23 protein-coding genes are annotated in these 22,089 nt (G+C 69.5%); 15 read left to right on the top strand and 8 right to left on the bottom strand.

Annotated elements, in window-relative coordinates; genetic code table 11:
- Positions 1–6 precede the first annotated feature (6 nt).
- Positions 7–228 carry a Trm112 family protein gene (locus ABZV44_RS39455; RefSeq protein ID WP_354848426.1) on the top strand — a complete coding sequence of 74 codons (222 nt, stop codon included), beginning with the start codon at positions 7–9 and terminating at the stop codon, positions 226–228.
- Between the two features lie 430 nt (positions 229–658).
- Here ABZV44_RS39455 and ABZV44_RS39450 read toward each other — a convergent pair whose 3' ends face one another.
- Genes ABZV44_RS39450 through ABZV44_RS39440 form a run of 3 tightly spaced genes read right to left on the bottom strand, consistent with a single transcriptional unit; the run spans position 659 to position 2,806 of the window.
- The gene (locus ABZV44_RS39450) at positions 659–1,270 is read right to left on the bottom strand and encodes a TetR family transcriptional regulator (RefSeq protein WP_354848423.1); all 612 of its coding nucleotides are present in this window, start codon (positions 1,268–1,270) and stop codon (positions 659–661) included.
- 16 nt (positions 1,271–1,286) lie between these two features.
- Complete coding sequence (locus tag ABZV44_RS39445) at positions 1,287–2,075, bottom strand: ABC transporter permease (RefSeq protein ID WP_354848420.1); 789 nt, start codon at positions 2,073–2,075, stop codon at positions 1,287–1,289.
- Positions 2,072–2,806 (bottom strand): ABC transporter ATP-binding protein, encoded by a 735-nt coding sequence (locus ABZV44_RS39440; RefSeq protein ID WP_354848417.1) that lies wholly within the window; start codon positions 2,804–2,806, stop codon positions 2,072–2,074. The genes ABZV44_RS39445 and ABZV44_RS39440 overlap by 4 nt, the downstream gene beginning before the upstream one ends.
- A 207-nt stretch (positions 2,807–3,013) precedes the next feature.
- Here ABZV44_RS39440 and ABZV44_RS39435 point away from each other — a divergent pair, with 207 nt between their 5' ends.
- Positions 3,014–4,072: an NAD-dependent epimerase/dehydratase family protein gene (locus ABZV44_RS39435; RefSeq protein WP_354848414.1), complete on the top strand. Its 1,059-nt coding sequence runs from the start codon at positions 3,014–3,016 to the stop codon at positions 4,070–4,072.
- 15 nt (positions 4,073–4,087) lie between these two features.
- Here ABZV44_RS39435 and ABZV44_RS39430 read toward each other — a convergent pair whose 3' ends face one another.
- Positions 4,088–5,473, bottom strand: coding sequence for a hypothetical protein (locus ABZV44_RS39430; RefSeq protein ID WP_354848411.1), 1,386 nt, complete (start codon positions 5,471–5,473; stop codon positions 4,088–4,090).
- A gap of 125 nt (positions 5,474–5,598) precedes the next feature.
- Here ABZV44_RS39430 and ABZV44_RS39425 point away from each other — a divergent pair, with 125 nt between their 5' ends.
- The 4 genes from ABZV44_RS39425 to ABZV44_RS39410 all read left to right on the top strand — a co-directional run bounded on the left by ABZV44_RS39425 (position 5,599) and on the right by ABZV44_RS39410 (position 8,709).
- A complete protein-coding gene (locus tag ABZV44_RS39425) occupies positions 5,599–6,264 on the top strand; it encodes a glycosyltransferase family 2 protein (protein WP_354848408.1) in 666 nt (221 codons plus the stop codon).
- On the top strand, positions 6,261–6,950 hold the full coding sequence (locus ABZV44_RS39420; RefSeq protein WP_354848405.1) for a DUF2064 domain-containing protein: 690 nt from the start codon (positions 6,261–6,263) through the stop codon (positions 6,948–6,950). Before ABZV44_RS39425 ends, ABZV44_RS39420 begins: the two co-directional genes overlap by 4 nt.
- A gap of 200 nt (positions 6,951–7,150) precedes the next feature.
- Entirely contained in the window at positions 7,151–8,257 is a 1,107-nt protein-coding gene (locus ABZV44_RS39415) for a molybdopterin-dependent oxidoreductase (RefSeq protein ID WP_354848403.1), read from the top strand.
- Positions 8,254–8,709 (top strand): hypothetical protein, encoded by a 456-nt coding sequence (locus ABZV44_RS39410; protein ID WP_354848401.1) that lies wholly within the window; start codon positions 8,254–8,256, stop codon positions 8,707–8,709. The genes ABZV44_RS39415 and ABZV44_RS39410 overlap by 4 nt, the downstream gene beginning before the upstream one ends.
- Here the strand turns inward: ABZV44_RS39410 and ABZV44_RS39405 are convergent.
- Entirely contained in the window at positions 8,636–9,667 is a 1,032-nt protein-coding gene (locus ABZV44_RS39405) for a HAMP domain-containing sensor histidine kinase (protein ID WP_354848399.1), read from the bottom strand. The genes ABZV44_RS39410 and ABZV44_RS39405 overlap by 74 nt on opposite strands.
- Entirely contained in the window at positions 9,657–10,370 is a 714-nt protein-coding gene (locus ABZV44_RS39400; RefSeq protein WP_354848396.1) for a response regulator transcription factor, read from the bottom strand. The genes ABZV44_RS39405 and ABZV44_RS39400 overlap by 11 nt, the downstream gene beginning before the upstream one ends.
- Positions 10,371–10,834: 464 nt before the next feature.
- Between ABZV44_RS39400 and ABZV44_RS39395 the strand changes: the two genes are divergently transcribed.
- Complete coding sequence (locus tag ABZV44_RS39395; protein ID WP_354848393.1) at positions 10,835–12,043, top strand: low temperature requirement protein A; 1,209 nt, start codon at positions 10,835–10,837, stop codon at positions 12,041–12,043.
- A gap of 6 nt (positions 12,044–12,049) precedes the next feature.
- On the opposite strand, the gene ABZV44_RS39390 is transcribed toward ABZV44_RS39395, so the two are convergent.
- The gene (locus ABZV44_RS39390) at positions 12,050–12,769 is read right to left on the bottom strand and encodes a DsbA family oxidoreductase (protein ID WP_354848390.1); all 720 of its coding nucleotides are present in this window, start codon (positions 12,767–12,769) and stop codon (positions 12,050–12,052) included.
- Between the two features lie 179 nt (positions 12,770–12,948).
- On the opposite strand from ABZV44_RS39390, the gene ABZV44_RS39385 reads away from it, so the two are divergent.
- From ABZV44_RS39385 to ABZV44_RS39365, 5 genes are all read left to right on the top strand, one after another.
- The gene (locus tag ABZV44_RS39385; RefSeq protein WP_354848387.1) at positions 12,949–14,136 is read left to right on the top strand and encodes an FAD-dependent oxidoreductase; all 1,188 of its coding nucleotides are present in this window, start codon (positions 12,949–12,951) and stop codon (positions 14,134–14,136) included.
- 144 nt (positions 14,137–14,280) lie between these two features.
- Positions 14,281–15,204, top strand: coding sequence for an RNA polymerase sigma-70 factor (locus ABZV44_RS39380; RefSeq protein ID WP_354848384.1), 924 nt, complete (start codon positions 14,281–14,283; stop codon positions 15,202–15,204).
- A gap of 122 nt (positions 15,205–15,326) precedes the next feature.
- The gene (locus tag ABZV44_RS39375; RefSeq protein WP_354848381.1) at positions 15,327–15,620 is read left to right on the top strand and encodes a DUF3761 domain-containing protein; all 294 of its coding nucleotides are present in this window, start codon (positions 15,327–15,329) and stop codon (positions 15,618–15,620) included.
- A gap of 91 nt (positions 15,621–15,711) precedes the next feature.
- Positions 15,712–16,335 carry a DNA-3-methyladenine glycosylase gene (locus ABZV44_RS39370; protein ID WP_354848378.1) on the top strand — a complete coding sequence of 208 codons (624 nt, stop codon included), beginning with the start codon at positions 15,712–15,714 and terminating at the stop codon, positions 16,333–16,335.
- A gap of 111 nt (positions 16,336–16,446) precedes the next feature.
- Positions 16,447–17,022 (top strand): Clp protease N-terminal domain-containing protein, encoded by a 576-nt coding sequence (locus ABZV44_RS39365; RefSeq protein WP_354848376.1) that lies wholly within the window; start codon positions 16,447–16,449, stop codon positions 17,020–17,022.
- 6 nt (positions 17,023–17,028) lie between these two features.
- Here ABZV44_RS39365 and ABZV44_RS39360 read toward each other — a convergent pair whose 3' ends face one another.
- The gene (locus ABZV44_RS39360) at positions 17,029–18,636 is read right to left on the bottom strand and encodes a 2-isopropylmalate synthase (RefSeq protein ID WP_354848591.1); all 1,608 of its coding nucleotides are present in this window, start codon (positions 18,634–18,636) and stop codon (positions 17,029–17,031) included.
- Between the two features lie 214 nt (positions 18,637–18,850).
- Between ABZV44_RS39360 and ABZV44_RS39355 the strand changes: the two genes are divergently transcribed.
- The 3 genes from ABZV44_RS39355 to tyrS all read left to right on the top strand — a co-directional run bounded on the left by ABZV44_RS39355 (position 18,851) and on the right by tyrS (position 21,508).
- Complete coding sequence (locus tag ABZV44_RS39355; protein WP_354848588.1) at positions 18,851–19,552, top strand: FadR/GntR family transcriptional regulator; 702 nt, start codon at positions 18,851–18,853, stop codon at positions 19,550–19,552.
- A 76-nt stretch (positions 19,553–19,628) separates the two neighbouring features.
- Entirely contained in the window at positions 19,629–20,054 is a 426-nt protein-coding gene (locus ABZV44_RS39350; protein ID WP_354848373.1) for a DoxX family protein, read from the top strand.
- A gap of 173 nt (positions 20,055–20,227) precedes the next feature.
- Positions 20,228–21,508, top strand: a complete 1,281-nt coding sequence (tyrS, locus tag ABZV44_RS39345) for a tyrosine--tRNA ligase (RefSeq protein ID WP_354848370.1) — start codon at positions 20,228–20,230, stop codon at positions 21,506–21,508.
- Positions 21,509–22,089: the final 581 nt, after the last annotated feature.

The following is a 22,089-nucleotide window of genomic DNA, read 5'->3' as shown; positions in this document are numbered from 1 at the left end:
TCGGACATGTCGGAGGAAACCCTGGACCCCACCCTGCTGAGCCTGCTCGCCTGCCCCCAGGACAAGGGCCCCCTGCAGCTGGTCCACACCGCCACCGGTGACACCGTGCTCTACAACCCCCGCCTGCGCCGCGCCTACCCGGTCGACAACGGCATCCCGGTCCTCCTCGTCGACGAGGCCCGCGACGTCTCCGATGACGAACACACCCTCTTCCTCACCCAATCCTGAACCCCCCACCGCCGCTTCCGTGAAGGCCCGCCGACCGGGCTGCGTCCCGCCGGCCCGCTCGCGCGGTCGCGGTGCCGGCCGCGAGTATGGCGACCGGAGTGGCCGCGACCCTGCTGGTCGACTCCAAGCTGATGCATGCCCGAGGCTCGCGCAGCGTGGTGCTCGGTCCTGCCTTTCTGGGTTCTCGCCGTTGCGGGGATTGTGGCCGCGGGGCAGCGCAGTCGCATGTCATGGCGGGGCAGCCGCAAGGTCGGGTCGCTCGGCACCGAGGGTGGTACCGCAGCCGCAGGGATGGCAAGGGCAGCAGCAGGCTTGGGTAGCGGTGCCGCAACGGGGGGCACCGCCGCAGCAAGAAGGGGCGCCTCGCATGTAGCGGCCCGCTGGCTGGCAGTGGCGGGTTCGGTACTGCCGGTGGATGTTTCGGGCGGGGTCAGCCCAGCTGGGGGAGATCGCCGGTGAAATAGCGTTGCAGCGTCGGGCCGATGGTGGTGGCGAGGTCTTCGACGGGCATGGAGGCGATGGGTTCCAGGCGGAGGATTTTGCGGGTCACCAGGAGGCCGGCCAGTTGGGAGGCGGCGAGGGCGGCACGTTGGGCGCCGGTGCCGGGGGGTGAATCGACCAGGGGGCGAATCTCTTTCAGCACTATTTCCAGGATGAAGGTGCGGGCCAGGGTGGGGTCGTCGCTGGCGAGGAGACTGCGGAAGGCGGCCACGGCGGGCATGCCGACGGGGGAGTCCCAGATGCCGACGACGGTGCGGATGATGTGGGCGCCCAGGTTTTCCACGGGGACGGCGGCGAAGCCGGCGAGGATGGTCTGGGGGTCGACGGGGAGTTGCAGGGCGGCGGCGAACAATTGGTGCTTGGTGCCGAAGTAGTGGTGTACCAGTGCGGGATCCACTCCGGCCGCGCTAGCGATGGAGCGGATGGAGGCGCGGTCGAAGCCGACTTCGGCGAAACGCACCCGGGCGGCGTCCAGAATCGCCTCCCGGGTGCCGGAATTGCCCGGACGCCGTCCGCTGCGGGTCCCGTTGCCTCCGCTCACGCCGCATGTCTCCCGGTCATGCGGTGCGCCGGCGTAGGGTGGCCGCGCCCAATCCCAGTGCGACGGCGGCGAAGATGGCCACGATCAGCACATCCCGCCACATCTGCCCGGTGGCCCCGGGGTGCGTGGACACCTGCTCCAGCGCGTCGACGGCGTAGCTGAGCGGCAGCACATTGCTGATCGCCTCCAGCCAGCTCGGCAGCTGCCCGCGCGGGACCAGCAGGCCGCACAGGAAGAATTGCGGCAGCACGATCACGGGCATGAACTGTACGGCCTGAAACTCGGTGCGCGCGAATGCGCTTGCCAGCAGGCCCAGCGCGACCCCGAGCACCGCGTCGACCACCGCGATCAGCACCACCAGCCCCGGGCTGCCCGCCGCGTTCAAGCCGAGCAGCCAGAACGCCACCAGGCAGGCCACCGCCGCCTGCACCGCGGCCGCGATGGAGAAGGCGGTCCCGTACCCGGCCAGCAGGTCCATCTTGGACAGCGGCGTGGTCATCAACCGTTCCAGCGTGCCCGAAACCCGTTCGCGCTGCATGGCGATGGCGGTGATGAGGAACATGACCACGAACGGCAGGATGCCGAGCATGGTGATGCCGACCCGGTCGAACAGCCGCGGCGCGCCCGGCATGGTCGGATAGTTCTTGTACACGAAATACAGCAGCGTCATGAGCAGCGCGGGCACCAGCACGATCATGGCGACCGTGCGCCTGTCGGCGCGCAGCTGGCGCAGGATGCGCACGGTGGTGGCGGTGTAGCAGCCCAGCGGCCGTGGGCCCGCGGGGCGTGAAAGTGTCGCGGTCACAGCTCTTCTCCCATCCGGATCAGTTTGAGGAAGGCGTTCTCCAGACTGGATTCGCCGGTGTCGGACCGCAATTCGGCGGGTGTGAGCTGCGCCAGCAGCCGACCTTCCCGCATGAGCAGCAGCCGGTCGCAGTGTTCGGCCTCGTCCATGACGTGGCTCGAAACCAGCAGTGTCCGGCCCTGTTTCGCGAGCGCCTGGAACTGCTCCCACAGGTCGGCGCGCAGTACCGGGTCCAGGCCGACCGTCGGCTCGTCGAGCACCAGCAGCTCCGGGTCGGCCACCAGTGCACAGGCCAGGGACACGCGGGTGCGCTGCCCGCCGGACAGCTCGTTGCCGCGATACCCCGCATGACTGCTCAAACCCACGGCGGCCAGCGCCGTTTCGACGTCGGCGGACGAAGCCCCGTACAGCGCACCGAAGTACGCGACATTGTTGGCCACGGTGAGGTCGTCGTAGATGCTGGGATCCTGGGTCACGTACCCGACCCGCCGCCGTAGCCCACGCGATCCGGCCTCGTCGCCGAGTACGGACACCGACCCGGATTCGATGATCTGTGTTCCGACGATGCTGCGCATGAGCGTCGTCTTCCCGCACCCCGACGGCCCCAGCAGCCCGGTGATGCTGCCCCGGGGAACGGTCAGGGAGATGTTCTGCAGAACCTGATGCCCGCCGCGCCGCACTTCCAGGTGCTCGATGGCGATGGCGTCGGTTGTCGTCGCTGGTGCCGTCACGGGTCACCCTCAATTCATCGAGTGTTGAATTCACTACGTGATGAATTGTGCGCTCATCCGGGGCGCGGGGCAAGACCCCGCTGCGTGTCGTTTTCCGGCGTGGCGATCTGGTGGTATCTGACCGATTCCGCTGACCAAATCGTGACGAATCACGCGAGGTCGGCCAGTCCGGGCGCATTCCGGCGGCGGTCCATCCAGAATCGCCGCATGCGTGTACTTCTGACCGGCGCAGCCGGATTCATCGGCTCGCACATTCACCGCGCGGCACTGGCCGCCGGACACGAGGTCGTCGCGGCCGACTTCATGCTCGCCGCCGCCCACGGATCCGCTGCCGTGCCCCCGCCCGGCATCGCCCGGGTGGACGTGCGCGACCCGGACGCCCTCGGCGATCTCCTGCACGGCATCGACGTCGTCTGTCATCAGGCCGCCGTGGTCGGCGCGGGCGTCAGCGCCCAGGACGCCCCGGCCTACGCCAGCCACAACGACCTCGGCACCGCCGTGCTGCTCGCGGCCATGCACCGCGCCCACTGCCGCCACCTGGTGCTGGCCTCCTCGATGGTGGTCTACGGCGAGGGCCGCTACATCGATTCCGCGGGCGTGCCCGCCGAGCCGGCCCCGCGCACTCGCGCCGATCTCGACAACGGCCGATTCGACTACCGCGGCCCCGACGGCCGTCCCCTCAGCTGGGCGCCCATCGACGAGGACGCGCCCCTGCGTCCGCGCAGCCTCTACGCCGCCTCCAAGGTGGCCCAGGAGCACTACGCCACCGCCTGGGCCGCGGCCACCGGCGGGACCGTCACCGCACTGCGGTACCACAATGTGTACGGACCCGATATGCCCAGGGACACACCATATTCCGGGGTCGCCGCCATCTTCCGCTCCGCACTCGAGGCGGGTGAGTCCCCGCGCGTGTTCGAAGACGGCACGCAGGCCCGCGATTTCATTCACGTCAGCGACATCGCGGAGGCCAATGTCGCCGCCCTCGAACACCCGCTGGGCGCGTTCACCCCGCTCAATATCGCCTCGGGCACCCCGATCACCATCGGCGAGGTGGCCGCCATCCTGGCCCGGGCCTGCGGCGGCAAGCAGCCCGTGGTGACCGGCGACTACCGCGCCGGCGACGTCCGCCACATCGTGGCGAGTCCCGAACGCGCCCGCCGCTCACTGGGTTTCGTCGCCGCCGTCACCCCGAGTCTGGGGCTCGCCGAATTCGCCACCGCGCCCTTGCGCTCCGCCGCCGCGAACGGAGCCCCCACATGGCGGTGAATTCGGTTGCGGTGATTACCAATTCGTCAGGATCAGGTGGTTGACGAGCAGCGCCCCCGCCGCCTGCGCGGCGAGCCAGAAGCGCGTGCTGTGGCGGGGGAGCAGCGCGGTCGCCGACAGCGCCCACACATCGAACGGCAGCCAGATGCGTTCGGTCTCGGCCTTGCTCAGCCCGCTGATGTCCGCGATGAGGATGGCGGTGATCCCGGCGGCGGCCAGTAGCGCCGCCGGGTCGACGCGGGAGCGCCAGCGCGAGAGCCAGTTCCGCCACGGTTGCACCGGCAGGATCTCCAGCTCGACCAGCACCCGGCTGCCCGCGGCGGCGGTGGCCAGCCCCACCGCGCACACCGTCGCCGCGAGATTGCCCCAGACCCAGTACGAGTAGGGACGCTCGTTGGCAATGCCCTGGTAGTAGCGCTGCACCACGAGGTGATAGCCGGTGGGCCACCAGAATCCCGCCGCCGCGAAGACTGCCACCACCGCCAGCGCACCCGCGAGCGCCGGCAGCCCGGGCCGCATCGACCGGGCCAGCAGCACCGCCGCGGCCGGAATCACCATGAGCACCAGGCCGTAATTCAGGAAGAGGGTGAACCCGAACAGCGTTCCGGACGCCAGCGCGAGCAGGGGCCAGCCGCGCTCCAGCCGGGTCGCCGACGCCAGCAATGCCACCGCCCAGGCGCCCACCCCGGCGAAGAGCCCGTCCGCGGAGACCGCGATCCAGATGACCGCCGGCATGAGGGCGAGGAAAGGCGTTGCGGCCCGGGCCCGATGCTCGGACCCCAGCGCCCGGATGGCGAACGGCACCGCCGCCGCGGCACTGGTCCCGACCAGTACGCACAGCAGTCCCGCCCAGGCTCCGCCGCCCAATCCGATCCGGTCCAGCAGCACGAACACCAGCAGCGCGCCCGGCGGATGCCCGGACACGTGGGTGGTCCACGAATCGGGCTGGAAATCCAGGATGCGCCCGGAGAACCCGCGCAGCATGGCCCCGATGTCGTGCACTCCGCCGACCTCGTGCAGATACTCGTCGCGAGTGGTGAGCCGCTCGGCGAAGCCGCGCTGCCAGCCGTCCACCATGGCCAGCGCGAACGCCCACGCCGCCGCCGTCGCCCACGCCGCCGGCAGCAGTCGTCCCCATGACAGCCGCCGTGCCAGATCGGGGCCGAAGCGCACCACGGCCGCGGCGAGGGCGACGGCCGGCACCGTGCCCCACCCCACATGCGGCAGCCAGCCACCGAAGATCGGCGCGGCCTCGGCGTAGAGCCGGTCCCGCCAGGGTTTGCCCTCGATTCGCGGAAACGCAAAGGCGGCACAGACCAATACGAGAGCCACGAGCGCGCAATAGCCGTCGGCACGGGTGGAGACGGAGCGCGCGACCCGGGTCGCGGAAGCGTTCGCCATGCCGGAAACCCTAGGCTCCGAAACCCGCCGGAACTGTCCGGATCGCCATTTCTCCTGCTCTTGTCATACTTTCGTCATGCGTGTCCCGGGGTCGGAAAACCCCGATTGGCCGTACGGTCGAGGCCATGACCGAGTTGGACTCCGTACCCGGGGTCACGGTGGTGATCCCCTGCCGGGACGAAGCGGAAGCGCTTCCCGGCGTACTGTCAGCAATTCCGGTGGGCTACCGGGTGATCGTGGTGGACAACGGCTCCACCGACGGCACCGCCGAGGTCGCGCGTGCCGCCGGGGCGACCGTGGTGACCGAATCGACCCCCGGCTACGGCAGCGCCGTACACGCCGGTGTCGACGCGGCCCGCACCGAACTGGTCGCCGTCCTGGACGGCGACGGCTCCCTCGATCCCGGCGAACTTCCCCGGCTGGTGGCCGAATTCGGCCCCGGCGTCGACATGGTGGTCGGTCGCCGCCGCGCGGCGGTACCCGGCGCACAACCCCTGCACGCGCGAATCGGCAACTGGGCCTTCGCCTTCCGGCTGCGGCGCCGCTTCGGCCTGCCGGTGCACGATATCGCCGCCATGCGGGTGGCCCGCCGCGACCGCCTGCAGGCGCTCGGCCACCTGCACGCCCGCTCCGGCTATCCACTGGCCCTGCTCACCGGTGCGGCCCGCGCGGGCTGGCTGGTGCTGGAGCGCGACATCACCTATCGGCCGCGGACTCACGGCGAGTCCAAGGTCTCCGGTTCCTGGCTCGGCACCGTGCGTGCCGCCCGAGACTTCTGGAGCGTGCGATGAACCCGACCGATGTCCCCGCCACCATGCTCGTGGTGGCCAAATCGCCCATCCCCGGGTTCGCCAAAACCCGCCTCACACCGCCGTTCTCGCCGGTCGACGCCGCCTACCTGGCGGCCTGCGCCCTGCTCGACACGCTGGACGCGGTGCGCGAGAGCGGCATCCGGCACAGCGTCGTGGCCTGGACCGGCGACCTCGACCGCGCCGAGCGTTCGGTCGAACTGGCCGCCGCCCTGCGCGAGGTGACCGTGGTGCCGCAGCGCGGCGACAGCTTCGGCGAGCGGCTCGCCAACGCCCACGTCGATGCCGCCGAGTTCGGTGTCCCGGTGCTGCAGATCGGCATGGACACCCCGCAGGTCGATGCCGGCCTGCTGAACCGCTCGGCCGCGCGCCTGGTGGCCACCGGCGACACCGTCCTCGGCCCCGCCGCGGACGGCGGCTGGTGGGCCCTCGGTCTCCCCGAGCCGCGCCCGGCGCACCTGCTCGCCGACGTCCCCATGTCGACCCCCCGCACCGGCGAGCTCACCGCCACAGCCCTGCGCCACAGCGGATTCCGGGTGCACTCCCTCCCCACCCTCACCGATGTGGACACCTACGCCGACGCCGTCTCCGTAGCGGCCGTGTCCCGCGGCCGCTTCAAATGCGCCGTCGCCGACCTGGTGACCGCGAAAACCCCCGCCCCACTCTGAGATTCGAGCTTGGAAAGGAGCCCGCGGCGGCCGCCCGAACCGGCCCCGCCGCGGACGCCATGTCAGAACCCACCGCACCGCCCGATAAACCTGCAGCACCCGGCGGGCCGGTCCAACCCGGGGGAAGAGGGGCCGGGCCGCTCCAACTGTTGCTGCCGGCCGCGCTTTCCGATCGGCTGAGTCCTGCCCGCTCCACAGCCGTGGCCGCGCGGACGGGCATTGCCCTCGGCGTCGGCGTCACCATCCTGTTCGTGACCGGCCTGATCAGCCACCTGATCCAGCATCCGCCGGACTGGTTCTGGTGGCCCGCGCATCCGGTGTGGCTGTACCGGCTCACACAGGGCACGCACGTGACGGTCGGGGTCATGATGATCCCCCTGTTGCTGGTGAAGTTCTGGTCGGTGTATCCGCGGTTCTTCATCAAACCGGCGCTGCGGCGGGGACTTCCGGACGCGCTGGAGCGGCTGTCGGTGGCGGTGCTCATCGGCGCGGTGCTGTTCGAGATCGTGACCGGGCTGTTCAATACCGCGCAGTTCTATCCGTGGAAATTCTTCTTCACCACCACGCATCACGCCATGGCGTACGTGGCCCTCGGTGCGGTCCTGGTGCATCTGGCGGTGAAGCTTCCCGTCGTCCGGCAAGCGCTTTCGCGGCAGATCGACGACCCTGTCCCGGATGCCGAACAGGCCGGAGAATCCGAACGCGCGCGGCCTGGTGTTTCGCGGCGTGCGGTGCTCGCCGCGGCCGGGCTGGGCACGGTCGTGGCGGGCCTGGCGGTGGCGGGCCAGTCGATCCCGTTCCTGCGCTGGGTCTCCCTGCTCGCGCCACGCAGTGGCGAAGGCCCGCAGGGTGTTCCGATCAACCGGACTGCCACAGCCGCTGGAGTCACCGAGACAGCCCGCTCACCGCAGTACGCGTTGACGGTGAAAGTCGGTGGCCGCGAACACAGTTTCTCCCGCGCCGACCTGGCGGCCCTGCCACAGGCCGACAGCGCACTGCCCATCGCCTGCGTCGAGGGCTGGAGCGCGCAGGGCCACTGGTCCGGTGTCCGCCTGCGCGACCTGCTGGCCCAGGTAGGCGAATACGGGGGCGGCGATGTACGTTTCGTGTCCCTGGAGACGACCGGCATCTACGGTTCGTCCGTCCTGCCCCAGACCCATGTGGTGGATGCCGCCACGCTGATCGCCCTGCGCCTCAATGGCGAAGACCTGGCCCTCGACCACGGCTACCCCTGCCGCCTCATCGCACCCAGCCGCCCGGGCGTCCTGCAGACCAAATGGCTGAAATCGATCGAGGAACTGTCATGACGATCACCCGAATCCTGCTGGGCACGCTGGGTATCGGCCTGGCCGCGTACGGCGTCGAACTGCTGCTGAAGATGAGCACTCCCGACCTGCGCTCCGTCGCCGTCTGGTTCATCGGCGTCATCCTCGCCGAGAACCTGGTCTTCGGCCCGGCCGCGGCCCTCGCCGGCGCGCTCGGCCGCCTCGTGCTCCCTGCCCGCTGGTGGCCCGCCTATGCCGTGGGCGCGTTCATCAGCCTGGCCCTGATCCTCATCGCCGTCCCGGTGTTCGGCCGTGAGGGCGCGGTCCCCGGCAACGCCACCATCCTCAACCGTGACTACACGGTCGGCCTGCTGGTCGCGCTCGCCGTGGTGTGGACTGGGGTGGCCGCCTACCTGCTGTTCACCGCCCGGCGGTGGTCAGCAGCGGCAGCCGGACCTCGAATCGCGCACCGTCGGAACGATTCTGCGCGGTGATGTCGCCATGGTGCGCCGCCACCAGCCCGGCGGCAATGGCCAACCCCATGCCGCTGCTGCTGCCGAGTTCGGCCGCGCCGGGGGAGCGGGCGGAGCTGCCGCGGTACGCGACCTCGAAGATGCGCGGCAGATCGGCCTCGGAGATGCCGGGCCCGGTGTCGTCGACCCGGGTCCAGGCGTGCCCGGCGTCGGCGCCCGCCGAGATGTCGATGCGCCCGCCGGGCGGGGTGTGCGCGATGGCATTGGCGACCAGGTTGGTCAGCACCCGGCCCAGCGCCCGATCGCTGCCCGCCACCACGATCTTGTCCTCGGGTTGCGTTGCGGCCAGGGTGATCCGGGCGCGTTCGGCCGTCGGCCGGTTGGCCGCCAGCACCTCGTCGATGAGCTCGCGCAGATCGACCGGCTCCAGCTGCAGCCGCAGCGCCCCCGAATTGATCTTCGACATCTCGAACAGGTCGTCCACCATCGCGGAGAGCCGATTCGTCTCGCGCACAATCTGGTCCGCGTACCGCTGCACATCCTCCGGACGCGACACCACCCCGTCCTGCAGCGCCTCGCCCATGGCGCGAATCCCCGCCAGCGGGGTGCGCAGATCGTGGCTGACCCAGGCCACCAGCTCGCGCCGCGACCGTTCCGCCGCGCGCTCCTGCTCCAGCATCTCGCGCTCCCACACCGTGGCGCGGGCCTGCTCGCGGCCGAGCAGAATCGCCGCGGGCACCGTGACGGCGGTGACGACGGCCAATACCACTGCCGTGCGCTCGAATTCGGCCCCGAACATGAGCCCGCTCACCGCCACCACCCCGCACAGCGTGGCCAGCGTCGGAATCAGCACCAGCACGGCCATGCTCGTGGTCATCGCGCGATTGCGGGTGTAGCGCAGCAGCAGTGCGCCGATCACCACCACCGGCAGCGTGCCGGCCAGCGCGTACCCGATCAGCCCGGGTGTATCAGTCGGCACCGGACACCTCCTCGGTTCCTGGATCGGTACCGAGATCGGCGCGGCCCCAGGCATATCCGCGACCCCACACCGTCTCGATCCGATGTGCGGCGCCCAGTTTGGCGCGCAACCGCTTCACGTGCACGGTGACCGTGGACAGGTCGCCGAAGTTCCAGCCCCACACCTCGGCCAGCAACTCCTGCCGGCTGAAGACGCGCCGCTGATGCGCCAGCAGGAAGGCCAGCAGATCGAATTCGCGCGCGGTCAATTCGACCGGTATCCCACCGGCCACCACGGTCCGCGCCGCCCGGTTCAACTCCACCCCGTCCCCGCGCAGCACCTCGTCGGCCACCGGCTGCGGATGCGTGCGCCGCAGCACCGACGCCACCCGCAGCGCCAGCTCGCGCGGACTGAACGGCTTGGTCACATAGTCGTCCGCCCCCGCCTGCAACCCGACCACCCGATCGTCCTCCTCGCCGAGCGCGGTCAGCAGAATGATCGGCGTCTCCGGATGCGCCCCCGCCCGCACGGCCCGCGTCAGATCGATCCCATCCGGCGGCGGCATCATCACATCCAGCACCGCCAGATCGATCTCGTTCCGGGCCAGCACGGCTGCGGTCGCCGGCCCATCGGCGGTCTCGACCACCTCGAGTCCGTCCCGCTCCAGATACCGCCGCACCACCTCGCGCACCACCGGATCGTCATCCGCCACCAGAATCCGCATCCCCCCACCCTAGGCGGCGTCGAACCGCGAATCACCTGGTCCGAGCCATTTCCGCAGTCGCTGTCACAGTTTCGTCACCACCGGTGACCGGCTCGGACGCTCCTGCGGACCTACCGTCGAACCATGGACGCCGCAGCCGACAGGATCGGCGGCGATCCGGCGCGAGTGCTGCGGCGGGCTCGGGAACTGCTCGCACCCGACGGCGTCGCGATCGTCGAATTCGCCCCGGCCGGAACAGGTTCGATCGTCCGTCCGGCCCACTCGGACCGCGCGACGGCGCCCGGAACCCCCGTGCGATGGGCGCGGGTGGGCATCGATTCCCCCCCGAGCCGGCCGCGGCCGCCGCGCTCCGCGTGGTCGCCTCGGTCACGGCCTCGGGACGGCCGATCTCCTGGCCGGCGCGGTGCTGAGCGCGCGGGGGCGCGGAATCGGCGGGCGGGCGCGGGCGGCTCTACGCTCTGGACGTGACCAGCGATATGTCCGGCCCGGCCGGCGAGGTCGAAGCGGAAGGCGGACAGGTCCGGGCCTCGACCCTGGAACTGTTCTTCGACCTCGTCTTCGTCTTCACCATCACCCAGCTCACCCACGCCTTCACCCACCATCCCGGCTGGTCCGAGCTGGGGCACGTGGCGCTCATGTTCGCCATCATCTGGTGGATGTACAGCGGGTACGTCTTCCTCACCAATGAAGTCGCCCCGAGCAATTCGTCGCGCCGCACATTCCTGCTCATCGGCATGTTCGGCTTCTTCGTCATCGCCCTCGCGATTCCGAGTGCGTTCCAGGGTTCCGGGCTGGCCTTCGGGCTCGGGTACTTCGTGATCAACACGGTGCACACCGTCATGTTCGCGAGGTCGGGCAGCCGGGGGGCGAGCTCCGCGATCCTGCGTCTCGCGCCGCTCAATGCCGTGTCCGCGGCGCTGGTGCTGGCGGGCGGCATCGCCGAGGGCTCGGTGCGGGCCGTGCTGTGGATGGTCGCGGTCGCGGTGCAGGTGGTCTCGCCGTACCTGGCCCGCACCGAGGGATTCGTCATCCGCCCCAGCCATTTCTGCGAACGCCACGGTCTGGTCGTGATCATCGCGCTGGGCGAATCGGTGGTGGCCATCGGCGCGAACCTGACCGGTATGGACCTCACCGTCGGCCTGGTCGCGACCGCCGGCCTCGGCCTCACCCTCGGATATGTGCTGTGGTGGGCCTATTTCGGTTTCGACGACGAGCGCGGCGAGCACCGGCTGCGGGCACTGCGGGGTCAGGCACAGATCCGCACCGCGGTACTCGCCTACGGCTATGCACTGTTCGTGCTGGTGCTCGGCATCATCCTGACCGCGGCCGGCATCTCCATGACCATCGGGCACGGCAATCAGCCCGCGAGCAAGGCCGCGGCACTGGCACTTTCGGGCGGCGTGGCCCTGTTCCTGCTGGGCCAGTGCCTGTTCCGGCTGGCTCTGGGCATTCCCCGGCCGGGTCTGCGATTCATCGCCGCGATCGCCGTCCTGGCCACCGCGCCGATCGGCATCGCCTGGGTGGCCTGGGGACAGCTCGTGGTCCTGATGCTGGTCGCCTACGGCTTCGTGATCGCCGACGACCTGCTCCGACTCCGATCCGGGGAGCGCAGCGCGTACCTGCAGGACATCTCGGGGTTCGGGCACCGGATCATTCGCGACGGCGATCGCTAGCCGCGCTCAATCCCGTTGCGGCAGCGCGCAACCGTCGGGACCGCACGCCTCGCCGTCCGCGACGATCTCGAGCTCCGGCGCGTGATCGCTCCAGGCCCGTTCCAGCGCCTGCGCGAACACCTCCGACGGCTGCGCGCCCGACACCCCGTACTTGCGGTCGAGCACGAAGAACGGCACGCCACGCGCGCCCAGCCGGGCGGCCTCGGCCTCATCGGCGCGCACCGCATCGGCGTAGGCCTCGGGATCCGCGAGCACCTCGCGGACGGCGGCCTCGTCGAATCCGGCCGACACCGCGACCCGAACCAGTCGTTCGGCATCTCCGAAAAGCGGCTCCGCCTCGGCGAAGTTGGCCGCGTACAAGGCATCCAGCAGCCGCTCCTGCTTGCCCTGCTTGAGCGCGAAGTGCAGCAGCCGATGCATGTCGAAGCTGTTCCCGAAGTCCCGTCCCGAGGTCAGATAGGGCAGCCCGACCGCCTCGGCCTGCGCCCCGATGCCGCGCTCATTGGCGGCGGCCTGCGCCTCGCTGATGCCGTACTTCTCCGCGATGTGCGGCACCACCGCGTCGCTGTGATCCCGGGGCAGCGCCGGGTCCAGCTCGAAGGACCGGTGCACCACCGACACGGCATCCCGATGCGGGAACGCCTCCAGCGCCTCCTCGAAACGCCGCTTGCCCAAATAGCAGAACGGGCAGTTGATATCGGTCCAGATCTCGACCTGTACGGCCATCACACCTCACACTCCGACGCTGTTTCCGCAGGCCGGAGGGTCCGGCCACCCCTCTGCCAACCGGCGACCGGGCCCGAATGTTCCGCTGTGACCCAGTTCACAATGGCGGGTTGTCACGTTCCGCGGGGCTGTCCTGTCTCATGCCCGACCCAGCAGGAACGAGCCCCACGGAGCCGACCATGAACGCCACCACCAACACTCACCGAATCGTCGTCCTCGGCGCCGGGTACACCGGCATGCTGGCCGCCATCCGCCTGGCCCGTCGCACCCGCAAGCTGGACGCCCACATCACGCTGGTGAACCCCTCGGAGCGCTTCACCGAGCGACTGCGCATGCACCAGATCGCCGCCGGGCAGGAACTGGCCGACCACCGCATCCCCGAGCTGCTGGCCGGTTCGGGTGTGGTCTTCCACCGCGCGGCCGCCGTCGCCATCGACGCCGAGGCCCGCGTCGTCACCCTCGACGACGCCACCGATCTGCCCTACGACACCCTGATCTACGCCCTCGGCAGCGCCACCGACACCTCGATCGTGCCCGGCGCCGACCACCACGCCTGGACCCTCAACGACCCGCGCCGGGCCCGCCGCTTCTCGCACCGGCTCACCGAAATCGCCGCTGCCGCAGGCACTGTCACCGTGGTCGGCGGCGGGCTGACCGGTATCGAGGCCGCCACCGAGATCGCCGAATCGCACCCGGGCCTGACCGTCACCCTGATCAGCGCCCAGGAACCCGGACACATGATGGGCGACAAGGCCCGCGCGCACCTCAACCGCGCCATGGACCGGCTCTGCATCGTCCGCAAGGTCGGTGTGCAGGTCGCCAAGGTGCTGCCCGATGCCGTGCGCCTGACCACCGGCGATCTGATCGCCTCGGACCTGACCCTGTGGACCGCCGGCGTGCAGGTGTCGCCGCTGGCAGCCCAGGCCGGAATCGCCGTGGACGAGCGTGGATCGATCGTCACCGACACCACCCTGCGCTCGGTCTCGCACCCGGAGATCCTGCCCATCGGCGACGCCGCCGCGGTGCGCATGCCCTTCGGCGTCCTGCACGGCACCTGCCAGAGCGGCATGCCCACCGCCGCCTACGCCGCCGACAGCCTGGCCTGCCGGCTGCGCGGAAAGACCGTGAAGCCCTTCCGTTTCGGCTACATCCACCAGCCGGTGAGCCTGGGCCGCAAGGACGCGGTCATTCAGTTCACCAAGGCCGACGACACCCCGCGCCGCTGGTACCTGAAGGGCCGCGCCGCCGTCGTCTACAAGGAGCAGGTCAGCGGCAGCCCGGTGCCGGTGTACAAGATGAGCAGGCACATGAACATGCAGGTGCAGTTCGCCAACGGCGGCCGCGCCACCCGCGCGATCGCGTGCTGAGATCACCGCGTGACCGCGTGCTGAGATCATCGAAACGACCCGAACGTCTCTCCGGTTCGCGTCCGCCCAGGTAGCCGGGATATCGATGCGACATCCCGGCCCGCCGATGGATTCACTTCGCAAGACCCGGTAGGTATGAGTCCCATGCAGGACCACACGCCCGACCAGCCCGTACCCGCTGCCCGGCAGGACGATTCGATCGATCCCTTCGTGGCACACCGCCGGCTGCTGTTCGGCACCGCGTACCAAATGCTAGGCACCGTCACCGACACCGAGGATGTCCTGCAGGACGCCTGGATCAAATGGCACGAGGTGGACCGGGACGCGGTCACCCACCCCAAGTCCTATCTGGTCCGCACCGTCACCAATCTGGCGCTCAACCGCCTCACCTCGGCGCGCGCCACCCGCGAGACCTATGTCGGGCCGTGGCTGCCCGAACCCCTGCTCACCAGCACGGCCGACGCCGCAGAGGAGACCGAGATGGCCGACACCGTGTCGACCGCCATGCTGGTTGTCCTCGAAACCCTGAGCCCGGTCGAGCGCGCGGTCTTCGTGCTGCGCGAGGTCTTCGGCTATTCGCATGCCGAGATCGCCGGTTTCCTGGACCGCCCCGAGGCCACCGTCCGCCAGATCTCGCGCCGAGCCCGCTCCCATGTGCACTCGCGCCGCCCACGCTTCGACACCGATGTCTCGATTCGCTCGGAGATCACCGAGAAGTTCATGGCCGCGGCCCAGGGCGGAAATGTCAACGCGCTCATGGAACTGCTGGCCCCCGACGTCACGCTGTGGAACGACGGTGGCGGCAAGGTCACGGCCGCCCGCCGTCCGCTCTACGGTCCCGACCATGTGGCTCGCTGGATGCTCGGCGCCATGGCCAAACCGATCAGCGCGGGCATCCGACTCGAATCCGCCTACATCAATGGCGAACTCGGCGTGCTGGCCATGATCGGCGACTACCGTGTGGGTGCTCTGACCTACGACATTCGCGATGGTCACATCGAAAACATTCGCTTCCAGGTGAATCCGGACAAACTGGCCGGTATTCAGCAACAGGGTGGCGGCGAATAGGTCGCCGAATCGGTCGGTCGATAGGAATCCGATGTCGCGGCGATAGCGGCCCCGTACTATTCGGCGCTCGTCGGGGGTATCCGCTCCCGTTTCGACACCGCCATTCTGCAAGGGGTTTCGTAGTGATCGGCTATACCAAGCGCCGTGCGGCGCGACACATTCTGCCCTGGGCCGCCGCGGCCTTCATCGGTGCGAGCAGCGCGCTCGCCGGTCCCGCGGTCGCCGCGCCGGTGCTCCACACCGCCTGCGCTGCCAGCGAATACGAGAACGTGAGCGGCGCCTGCGTGCCGCGCCCGGAGCAGTCCCCCACGGCCCCGGACGGGGCCACCGCCCGCTGCAAGGACGGCACCTACAGCTTCAGCCAGCACCGCAGCGGCACCTGCTCGCACCACGGCGGCGTCGCAGCCTGGCTCTGAGCACCGCTTCGGCTCCGGCCACGCGGTAACCGGCCCCGCACGGCCGTCCCGGCACTCCGGGCGGGACGGCCGTGCGGAACAATAGGTCGGCGTGAGTGCCGAAGAGCTTGCCGTCGAACCACTGCGCGCCGCGCGGCGCCTGCTCGGCAGCACGCTCTGGTCCGGTCCGGTGGGGCTGCGCATCGTCGAGGCCGAGGCCTATGGGAGCGACCCCGCCGGCCCGTGGCCCGACCCGGCCGCCCACTCCGGCCGCGGCCGCACCCTGCGCAACGCGGTCATGTTCGGCCCGCCCGGCGTGCTGTACGTCTACTTCAGCTACGGCATGCACACCTGCGTGAACGTCACCAGCGGTCCCGATGGCGTCGCCAGTGCCGTCCTCGTCCGGGCCGGGGAGATCATCGCGGGCCACGATCTCGCCCGCACCCGCCGCCCGGCCGCCAAATCCGACGCCGACCTGGCCCGTGGCCCCGGCAATGTCGGCAGCGCCCTCGGAATTCGCCTGGACGACTATGGAACTCACCTCTTCGACCCGGACGCGCCGATTCGCTTGGAACTCGGCCCCGAGATCACCGATCTCGCTGCCGTATCCGCCGGTCCCCGGGTCGGAGTGAGCCTGGCCGCCGATCGCCCGTGGCGGCTGTGGCTGCCGGATTCCCCGGCGGTGTCGACCTACCGCCGCAGCCCGCGCGCTCCCAAGCTGAATCGTTCCGCCTAGTCCGGATCGTCCGCGCGCCGGGCGGGATGCGGCGCACCGGAGTCCGTATCGGCGGGCGGACCGGAGGACTACGGTGGACGAATCGACCGCTCACCCTAGGTGGAATAGCCCATGTTCGAACGGTTCACCGACACTGCCCGCCGCGCCATCGTGCTGGCCCAGGAGGAGGCCCGCCTGCTCGGGCACGACTGGATAGGAACCGAACACCTGCTGATCGGCGTTCTGCACGGCGGTGATCCGATCGCGGGGCAGGCCCTCGCGGACGTGGGCCTGGACCTCTCCGGCCTTCGCGAACGGGTCAACCAGGCGGTCGGCGTCCAGGAGAACGGTGCCCCCGCCGGGCACATTCCCTTCACCCCCCGCTCGAAGAAGGTGCTGGAGATGTCGCTGCGCGAGGCAATGCGCCTGCAGCACAACTACATCGGCCCCGAACACCTGCTGCTGGCCCTGGTCGCCGAGGGCTCCGGCGTGGCCTCGCAGGTCCTCATCAGCGAGGGCGCCACGACCGACGACCTCCGCGACCGGATCGACGCCCGCATGGCCGCGAGCCCCGGCCCGGCCGGCGTGCCCTCGGCCGAAGCCGAACTCCGCCGGCGCATCACCGAACTCGAACACCGGGTGGCCGAACTGGAGCGTCGCCTGGACGGTCCCGGCACCGGAACCGTCCTCGGCGACATCATCGGGTAGCTCCGGCTACACGCTCAGCGGTACCGCCCGGGCGGCTCGCTCCCCGGCCGCCAGCACTGCGGAAACCGCGGCGCGGGCGGAGGTTTCACCGGTGCCGAAGGCCCAGGCCACGTCACCGTCCGTCCGGTACTCCAGGTAGGCGACGGCCGGATCGACTCCGGCGCGGTCAACGCTCTGATGCGTCACCGACAACACCTCGACCGAGAACCCACGCCGGCCCAGCAGACCGATGGCGTCCTCGACAGTCGCGTCGGCGGGGATCCCCGAATCGGCCGGGCCCCCCGCGTAGGTCGCGGTGAACAGCTCCCACAGCGTCCGCCCCGACACCTCGGTCCCGGTTCGGTCGGTGTGGTGCTGCACGTGGCGGGCGAAGTCGATCTGCAGGCGGCGCGGCAACTCCAGGCCGTACTCGGTCTCCAGCAGGTATGCGATTCCGCCCTTGCCGGACTGCGAATTGACCCGGATCACCGCGTCGTAGGAGCGGCCGACGTCGGCGGGATCAATGGGCAGATACGGTACCTCCCAGGCGATTTCACGTTCGGGCTGCCCCAGCCGGGCCGCCCGCTCGCGGTGCTCGGCGAACCCCTTCTTGATCGCGTCCTGATGCGTCCCCGAATACGCCGTGTACACCAGATCACCGGCGTAGGGATGGCGTTCGTGCACCGGCAGCCGGGTGCAGTACTCCACGGTCCGCCGCACCTGGTCGATATCGGAGAAATCGATCATCGGATCCACGCCCTGCGCATGCAGATTCAACGCCAGCGTCGCCAGATCCACATTGCCCGTGCGCTCCCCATTGCCGAACACACAGCCCTCGACCCGCTGCGCCCCGGCCAGCACCGCCAACTCCGCGCACGCGATCCCGGTGCCGCGGTCATTGTGCGGATGCACCGACAGGATCACGCTGTCGCGGCGCGCCAGGTTCCGATGCATGTACTCGATCTGATCGGCATACACATTCGGCGTCGCCACCTCGACCGTCGCCGGCAGATTCAGGGTTACCGGCCGCTTGGGCGTGGCGTCCCACAGGGTCGTCATGCGGTCGCAGACCTCCAGCACGAAATCCGGTTCGGTCAGCATGAACACCTCGGGCGAGAACTGGAACCGGACATTCGGCATGTCCCCGGCCAGTTCCAGCACATCGCGCCCACCGGCCGCGATCAGCTCGGCCAGCTCGTCACGGGTCTTGCCCAGCACCACATTCCGCCAGGTTGGCGCGGTGGCGGTGTACATGTGGATGACTACATCATTGGGAATGCCGCGTACCGATTCCACGGTCCGCTCGATCAGATCCCGGCGCGCGGGGGTGAAGACGACGATGGTCACGTCCTCGGGAGCCAGCCGCTCGGCCCCGATCAACCGCACGAAATCGAAGTCGGTCTGCGAGGCGCTGGGATAGCCGACCTCGATCTCCTTGTAGCCCATGGCCACCAGCAGTTCGAAGAACCGCCGCTTGCGGTCGGGATCCATCGGCTCGGCCAGCGCCTGATTGCCGTCGCGCAGATCCACCGGCACCCACAGCGGTGCGGTCGTGATCCGGTTTGCGGGCCAGGAACGTTCGATCAGCGGCACCGAAACCCGTTGGTACACATCGCGATACCGATGCGAGGGCATGACGGACGGCTGCTGACGATTCCAGCTCGGGGGAGTGCTCACGGGAGATTCGCTTTCGCGTCGGAGGAGGTGACCGGCGCAGCACAGCGAGCCCGCTAGCGGGGTGCCGGTCGGTCAGACCCCGCCGCGGCGGTGAAGGAGAAGCAGGGCACCCAGAAGCATGTGGACTAGACTAGAGGGGATCCACTCCTCAGACAAGTAGAGAGGCCGAGCAATAGTGGCGCAGGTACAGAGGCATCCGCTCGCCGCCCAGGCCGCCGAGGTCCTGCTCTCGCGAATTCGTGCGGGGGAGTGGCAGCTGGGCCACCGCCTCCCCGGCGAGACCACGCTCGCCGCCCAGCTCGGCGTCGGCCGCTCGACGCTCCGCGAGGCCATTCGCGAACTCGCGGGTAAGGGCGTGCTCGAAAGCCGCCAGGGCGCGGGCGTTTTCGTCACCGCCCTGGATGTCGCCGAGGACTGGGACACGGTGCTGCGCCGCTCGGACATCGTCACCGTCATCGAGGCCCGCATCGCCATCGAGGCCGAGGGCGCGGCCCTGGCCGCCCGCCGCCGCACCCCCGCCGACCTGCGCGCCATGCTCCGCGCCCTGGCCGCCCGCGCCGAAAGCGGCGACTCCGTCGAGGGATTGGTCGACGCCGACACCGCCTTCCATCGCACGGTCGTGGCCGCCGCCCACAACGACATCCTGCTCGAGCTGTTCAATGCCTTCGTCCCGCGCTCACGCCACGCCATGATCGACATGCTCCGGATCCGTCCCATGCGTGATCCGGCCACCGACCACGACGCGCACGAGCATCTCTACGACGCCATCCGTGCCCGCGATCCCGAGGCCGCCGCCACCGCCAGCCGCGTCCACCTGACCGCGCTCGAGGCCGCTTTCGAGCCCCAGTCAAAAAATTCTCCCGAGCGGCGATGAGTTTCCGCGGCGGCCCCCGTCCTAGTGAGCAAGCGAGTTCCACACCGAACCGACAAGCCCCGGAAGGACATTCGACATGACCGCCATCGCCGCCACCCCGACCGTCGCCATCACCGCCACCCCGAGCAAGCTCCGCAATCGCGTGCTGTGGACCCTGCAGATCGTGCTCGGCCTGTTCTTCATCGTCGCCTCCGGCCTGCCGAAGTTCGCGGGCCAGGCCGACGCCGTCCGCGTCTTCCACCAGATCGGCTGGGGCGACTGGTTCCGCTACTTCACCGGCCTGGTCGAGGTCTCCGGCGGCATCGGCCTGCTGGTCGCCCGCCTGAACGGTCCCGCCGCCGCGGGCCTGTCCATCACCATGGTGTGCGCCGCCGCCACCCAGGCCTTCGTCCTCGGCTCCCCGGCCCTGGCGGTCTTCCCGCTCATCCTGGTCGGCGTCTTCGCCTGGATCGCCTACGAGCGCCGCGCCTCCTTCTCCACCTTCACCAACCTGGTGAAGTGACCCCGGAAAATCGCTCGACCCGCAGCCCGTCGCCGATCACACTCGGCGACGGGCCTACGGGCGTCTCCGGCGGTTCGACTCGCTGATCAGCGGATCGGCCCGGGCTTGTGCCGATCCGCCCCGACGCTCAACCCTCTGCAACCTCGATATCGACGTGCGGAAAGATGGACGGCGTGAGCGGCGACATCATCGATGAACTGACCTGGCGCGGGTTGATCGCGCAGTCCACCGACCTGGACGCCCTGCGTGCGGCCGCGGCCAAGGGCCCGATCACCCTCTATGCCGGATTCGACCCGACCGCGGCCAGCCTGCACGCCGGACACCTGGTTCCCCTGCTGGCACTCGAGCGCTTCCAGCGCGCCGGCCACCGCCCGATCGTGCTGGCCGGTGGCGCGACCGGTCTCATCGGCGACCCCCGCGACGTCGGCGAGCGCACCATGAACTCCACCGACACCGTCGCCGAATGGGCAGGCCGCATCCGCTCCCAGCTCGAGCGTTTCGTCGATCTGGACGGCCCGAACGCGGCGATCATCGCCAACAACATGGACTGGACCGGGTCGCTGAGCACGGTCTCGTTCCTGCGGGACATCGGCAAGCACTTCTCGGTGAACGTCATGCTGGCCCGCGACACCGTCAAGCGCCGGCTGGAGTCGGACGGCATGTCCTACACCGAGTTCAGCTACATGCTGTTGCAGGCCAACGACTTCCTGCAGCTGCGCCGCGAATACGGCTGCACGCTGCAGGTCGGCGGTTCCGACCAGTGGGGCAACATCATCGCGGGCGTGGAGCTCAACCGTCGGGTCGACGGCGAGCACGTGCACGCCCTCACCGTCCCGCTGGTGACCTCGGCCGACGGCAAGAAGTTCGGCAAGTCCACCGGCGGCGGCAGCCTCTGGCTGGACCCGGAGATGACCAGTCCCTACGCCTGGTACCAGTACTTCGTGAACACCGCCGATGCCGACGTGGTCCGCTACCTGCGCTGGTTCACCTTCCTCTCCCGCGAGGAACTCGACGAACTCGAGAAGGCGACCGCCGAGCGCCCCTTCGCCCGTGAGGCCCAGAAGCGGCTGGCCGCCGAGATGACCACGCTCGTGCACGGCGAGGCGAACACCCGTGCGGTGCAGCTGGCCAGCCAGGCCCTGTTCGGCCGCGGCGATCTGCGCGAGCTCGACGAGTCGACGCTGTCGGCGGCCCTGGCCGAATCCGCGGTCGACGGCAAGGTCGCCGAGGCGACCGGAACCTCCACCATCGTGGATCTGCTGGTCGACTCGGGTCTGTGCGATGGCCGCAGTGCGGCCCGTCGCGCGGTCAACGAGGGCGGCGCCGCGGTGAACAACGAGAAGGTGTCCGATCCGGAGTGGACCCCGTCCGACGCCGACTACCTGCACGGACGCTGGCTGGTGCTGCGTCGCGGCAAGAAGAACTTCGCCGGCGTGCGCCGGGTGGCCGGCTGACCGGTTCGCCGATACCGAAACAAGATCGAAATGACCTGGGTCACAAACCAGTGGCCCAGGTCGCCGATCGCCCCGGTCAGCGGCCCGTTTACCAGCGCAAACGACTCCGCGACCAGCGGATTTGACCTCGCGTTATCCGCCGCGTAACTTAGTCCAGGTCAGAGCGACACGGACACCGACCGGGACCGAAACGCCCAGCTCAGAGGCTGGAAATCATCGGTAGCGGATACGAGGTTGGACGAGGAGCGCCGGACATGAACACGCCAGTCAGATAATTGGCCCTTGACTCTGCGGAGTCTCGCGGCTAGGCTGGAAAAGTTGCCTCGCAGGACATCCAATCAACTTTGGATCGATTGCTTGTGCGTGTGTTCTTTGAGAACTCAATAGTGTGTCGATGAATGTCAGTGCCAAATATTTAATTTGGTTCCGGCCTCACACCCCCCGTGTGATGGGGTCGGACATTTAAGTCAGCTAATTTCCGTTCCGGCTGGCGTTTTTATCGCTAGGTTTTCGGACTCTGCGAACATTCTTCTGATTCGCCCTTCGGGGTTGATCGAGAGTCTTCAACGGAGAGTTTGATC

Source organism: Nocardia sp. NPDC004860, assembly GCF_040609015.1.
GTDB lineage: Bacteria > Actinomycetota > Actinomycetes > Mycobacteriales > Mycobacteriaceae > Nocardia.
The sequence above is the reverse complement of the archived record's forward strand: the minus strand, read 5'-3'. Positions and strand labels throughout refer to the sequence as shown.

Coding starts and splice junctions, on each gene's coding strand:
- ABZV44_RS39455 (WP_354848426.1), top strand. CDS start 7: ATGTCGGAGGAAACCCTGGACCCCACCCTGCTGAGCCTGCTCGCCTGC.
- ABZV44_RS39435 (WP_354848414.1), top strand. CDS start 3,014: ATGCGTGTACTTCTGACCGGCGCAGCCGGATTCATCGGCTCGCACATT.
- ABZV44_RS39430 (WP_354848411.1), bottom strand. CDS start 5,473: ATGGCGAACGCTTCCGCGACCCGGGTCGCGCGCTCCGTCTCCACCCGT.
- ABZV44_RS39425 (WP_354848408.1), top strand. CDS start 5,599: ATGACCGAGTTGGACTCCGTACCCGGGGTCACGGTGGTGATCCCCTGC.
- ABZV44_RS39420 (WP_354848405.1), top strand. CDS start 6,261: ATGAACCCGACCGATGTCCCCGCCACCATGCTCGTGGTGGCCAAATCG.
- ABZV44_RS39410 (WP_354848401.1), top strand. CDS start 8,254: ATGACGATCACCCGAATCCTGCTGGGCACGCTGGGTATCGGCCTGGCC.
- ABZV44_RS39400 (WP_354848396.1), bottom strand. CDS start 10,370: ATGCGGATTCTGGTGGCGGATGACGATCCGGTGGTGCGCGAGGTGGTG.
- ABZV44_RS39390 (WP_354848390.1), bottom strand. CDS start 12,769: ATGGCCGTACAGGTCGAGATCTGGACCGATATCAACTGCCCGTTCTGC.
- ABZV44_RS39385 (WP_354848387.1), top strand. CDS start 12,949: ATGAACGCCACCACCAACACTCACCGAATCGTCGTCCTCGGCGCCGGG.
- ABZV44_RS39380 (WP_354848384.1), top strand. CDS start 14,281: ATGCAGGACCACACGCCCGACCAGCCCGTACCCGCTGCCCGGCAGGAC.
- ABZV44_RS39365 (WP_354848376.1), top strand. CDS start 16,447: ATGTTCGAACGGTTCACCGACACTGCCCGCCGCGCCATCGTGCTGGCC.
- ABZV44_RS39360 (WP_354848591.1), bottom strand. CDS start 18,636: ATGCCCTCGCATCGGTATCGCGATGTGTACCAACGGGTTTCGGTGCCG.
- ABZV44_RS39350 (WP_354848373.1), top strand. CDS start 19,629: ATGACCGCCATCGCCGCCACCCCGACCGTCGCCATCACCGCCACCCCG.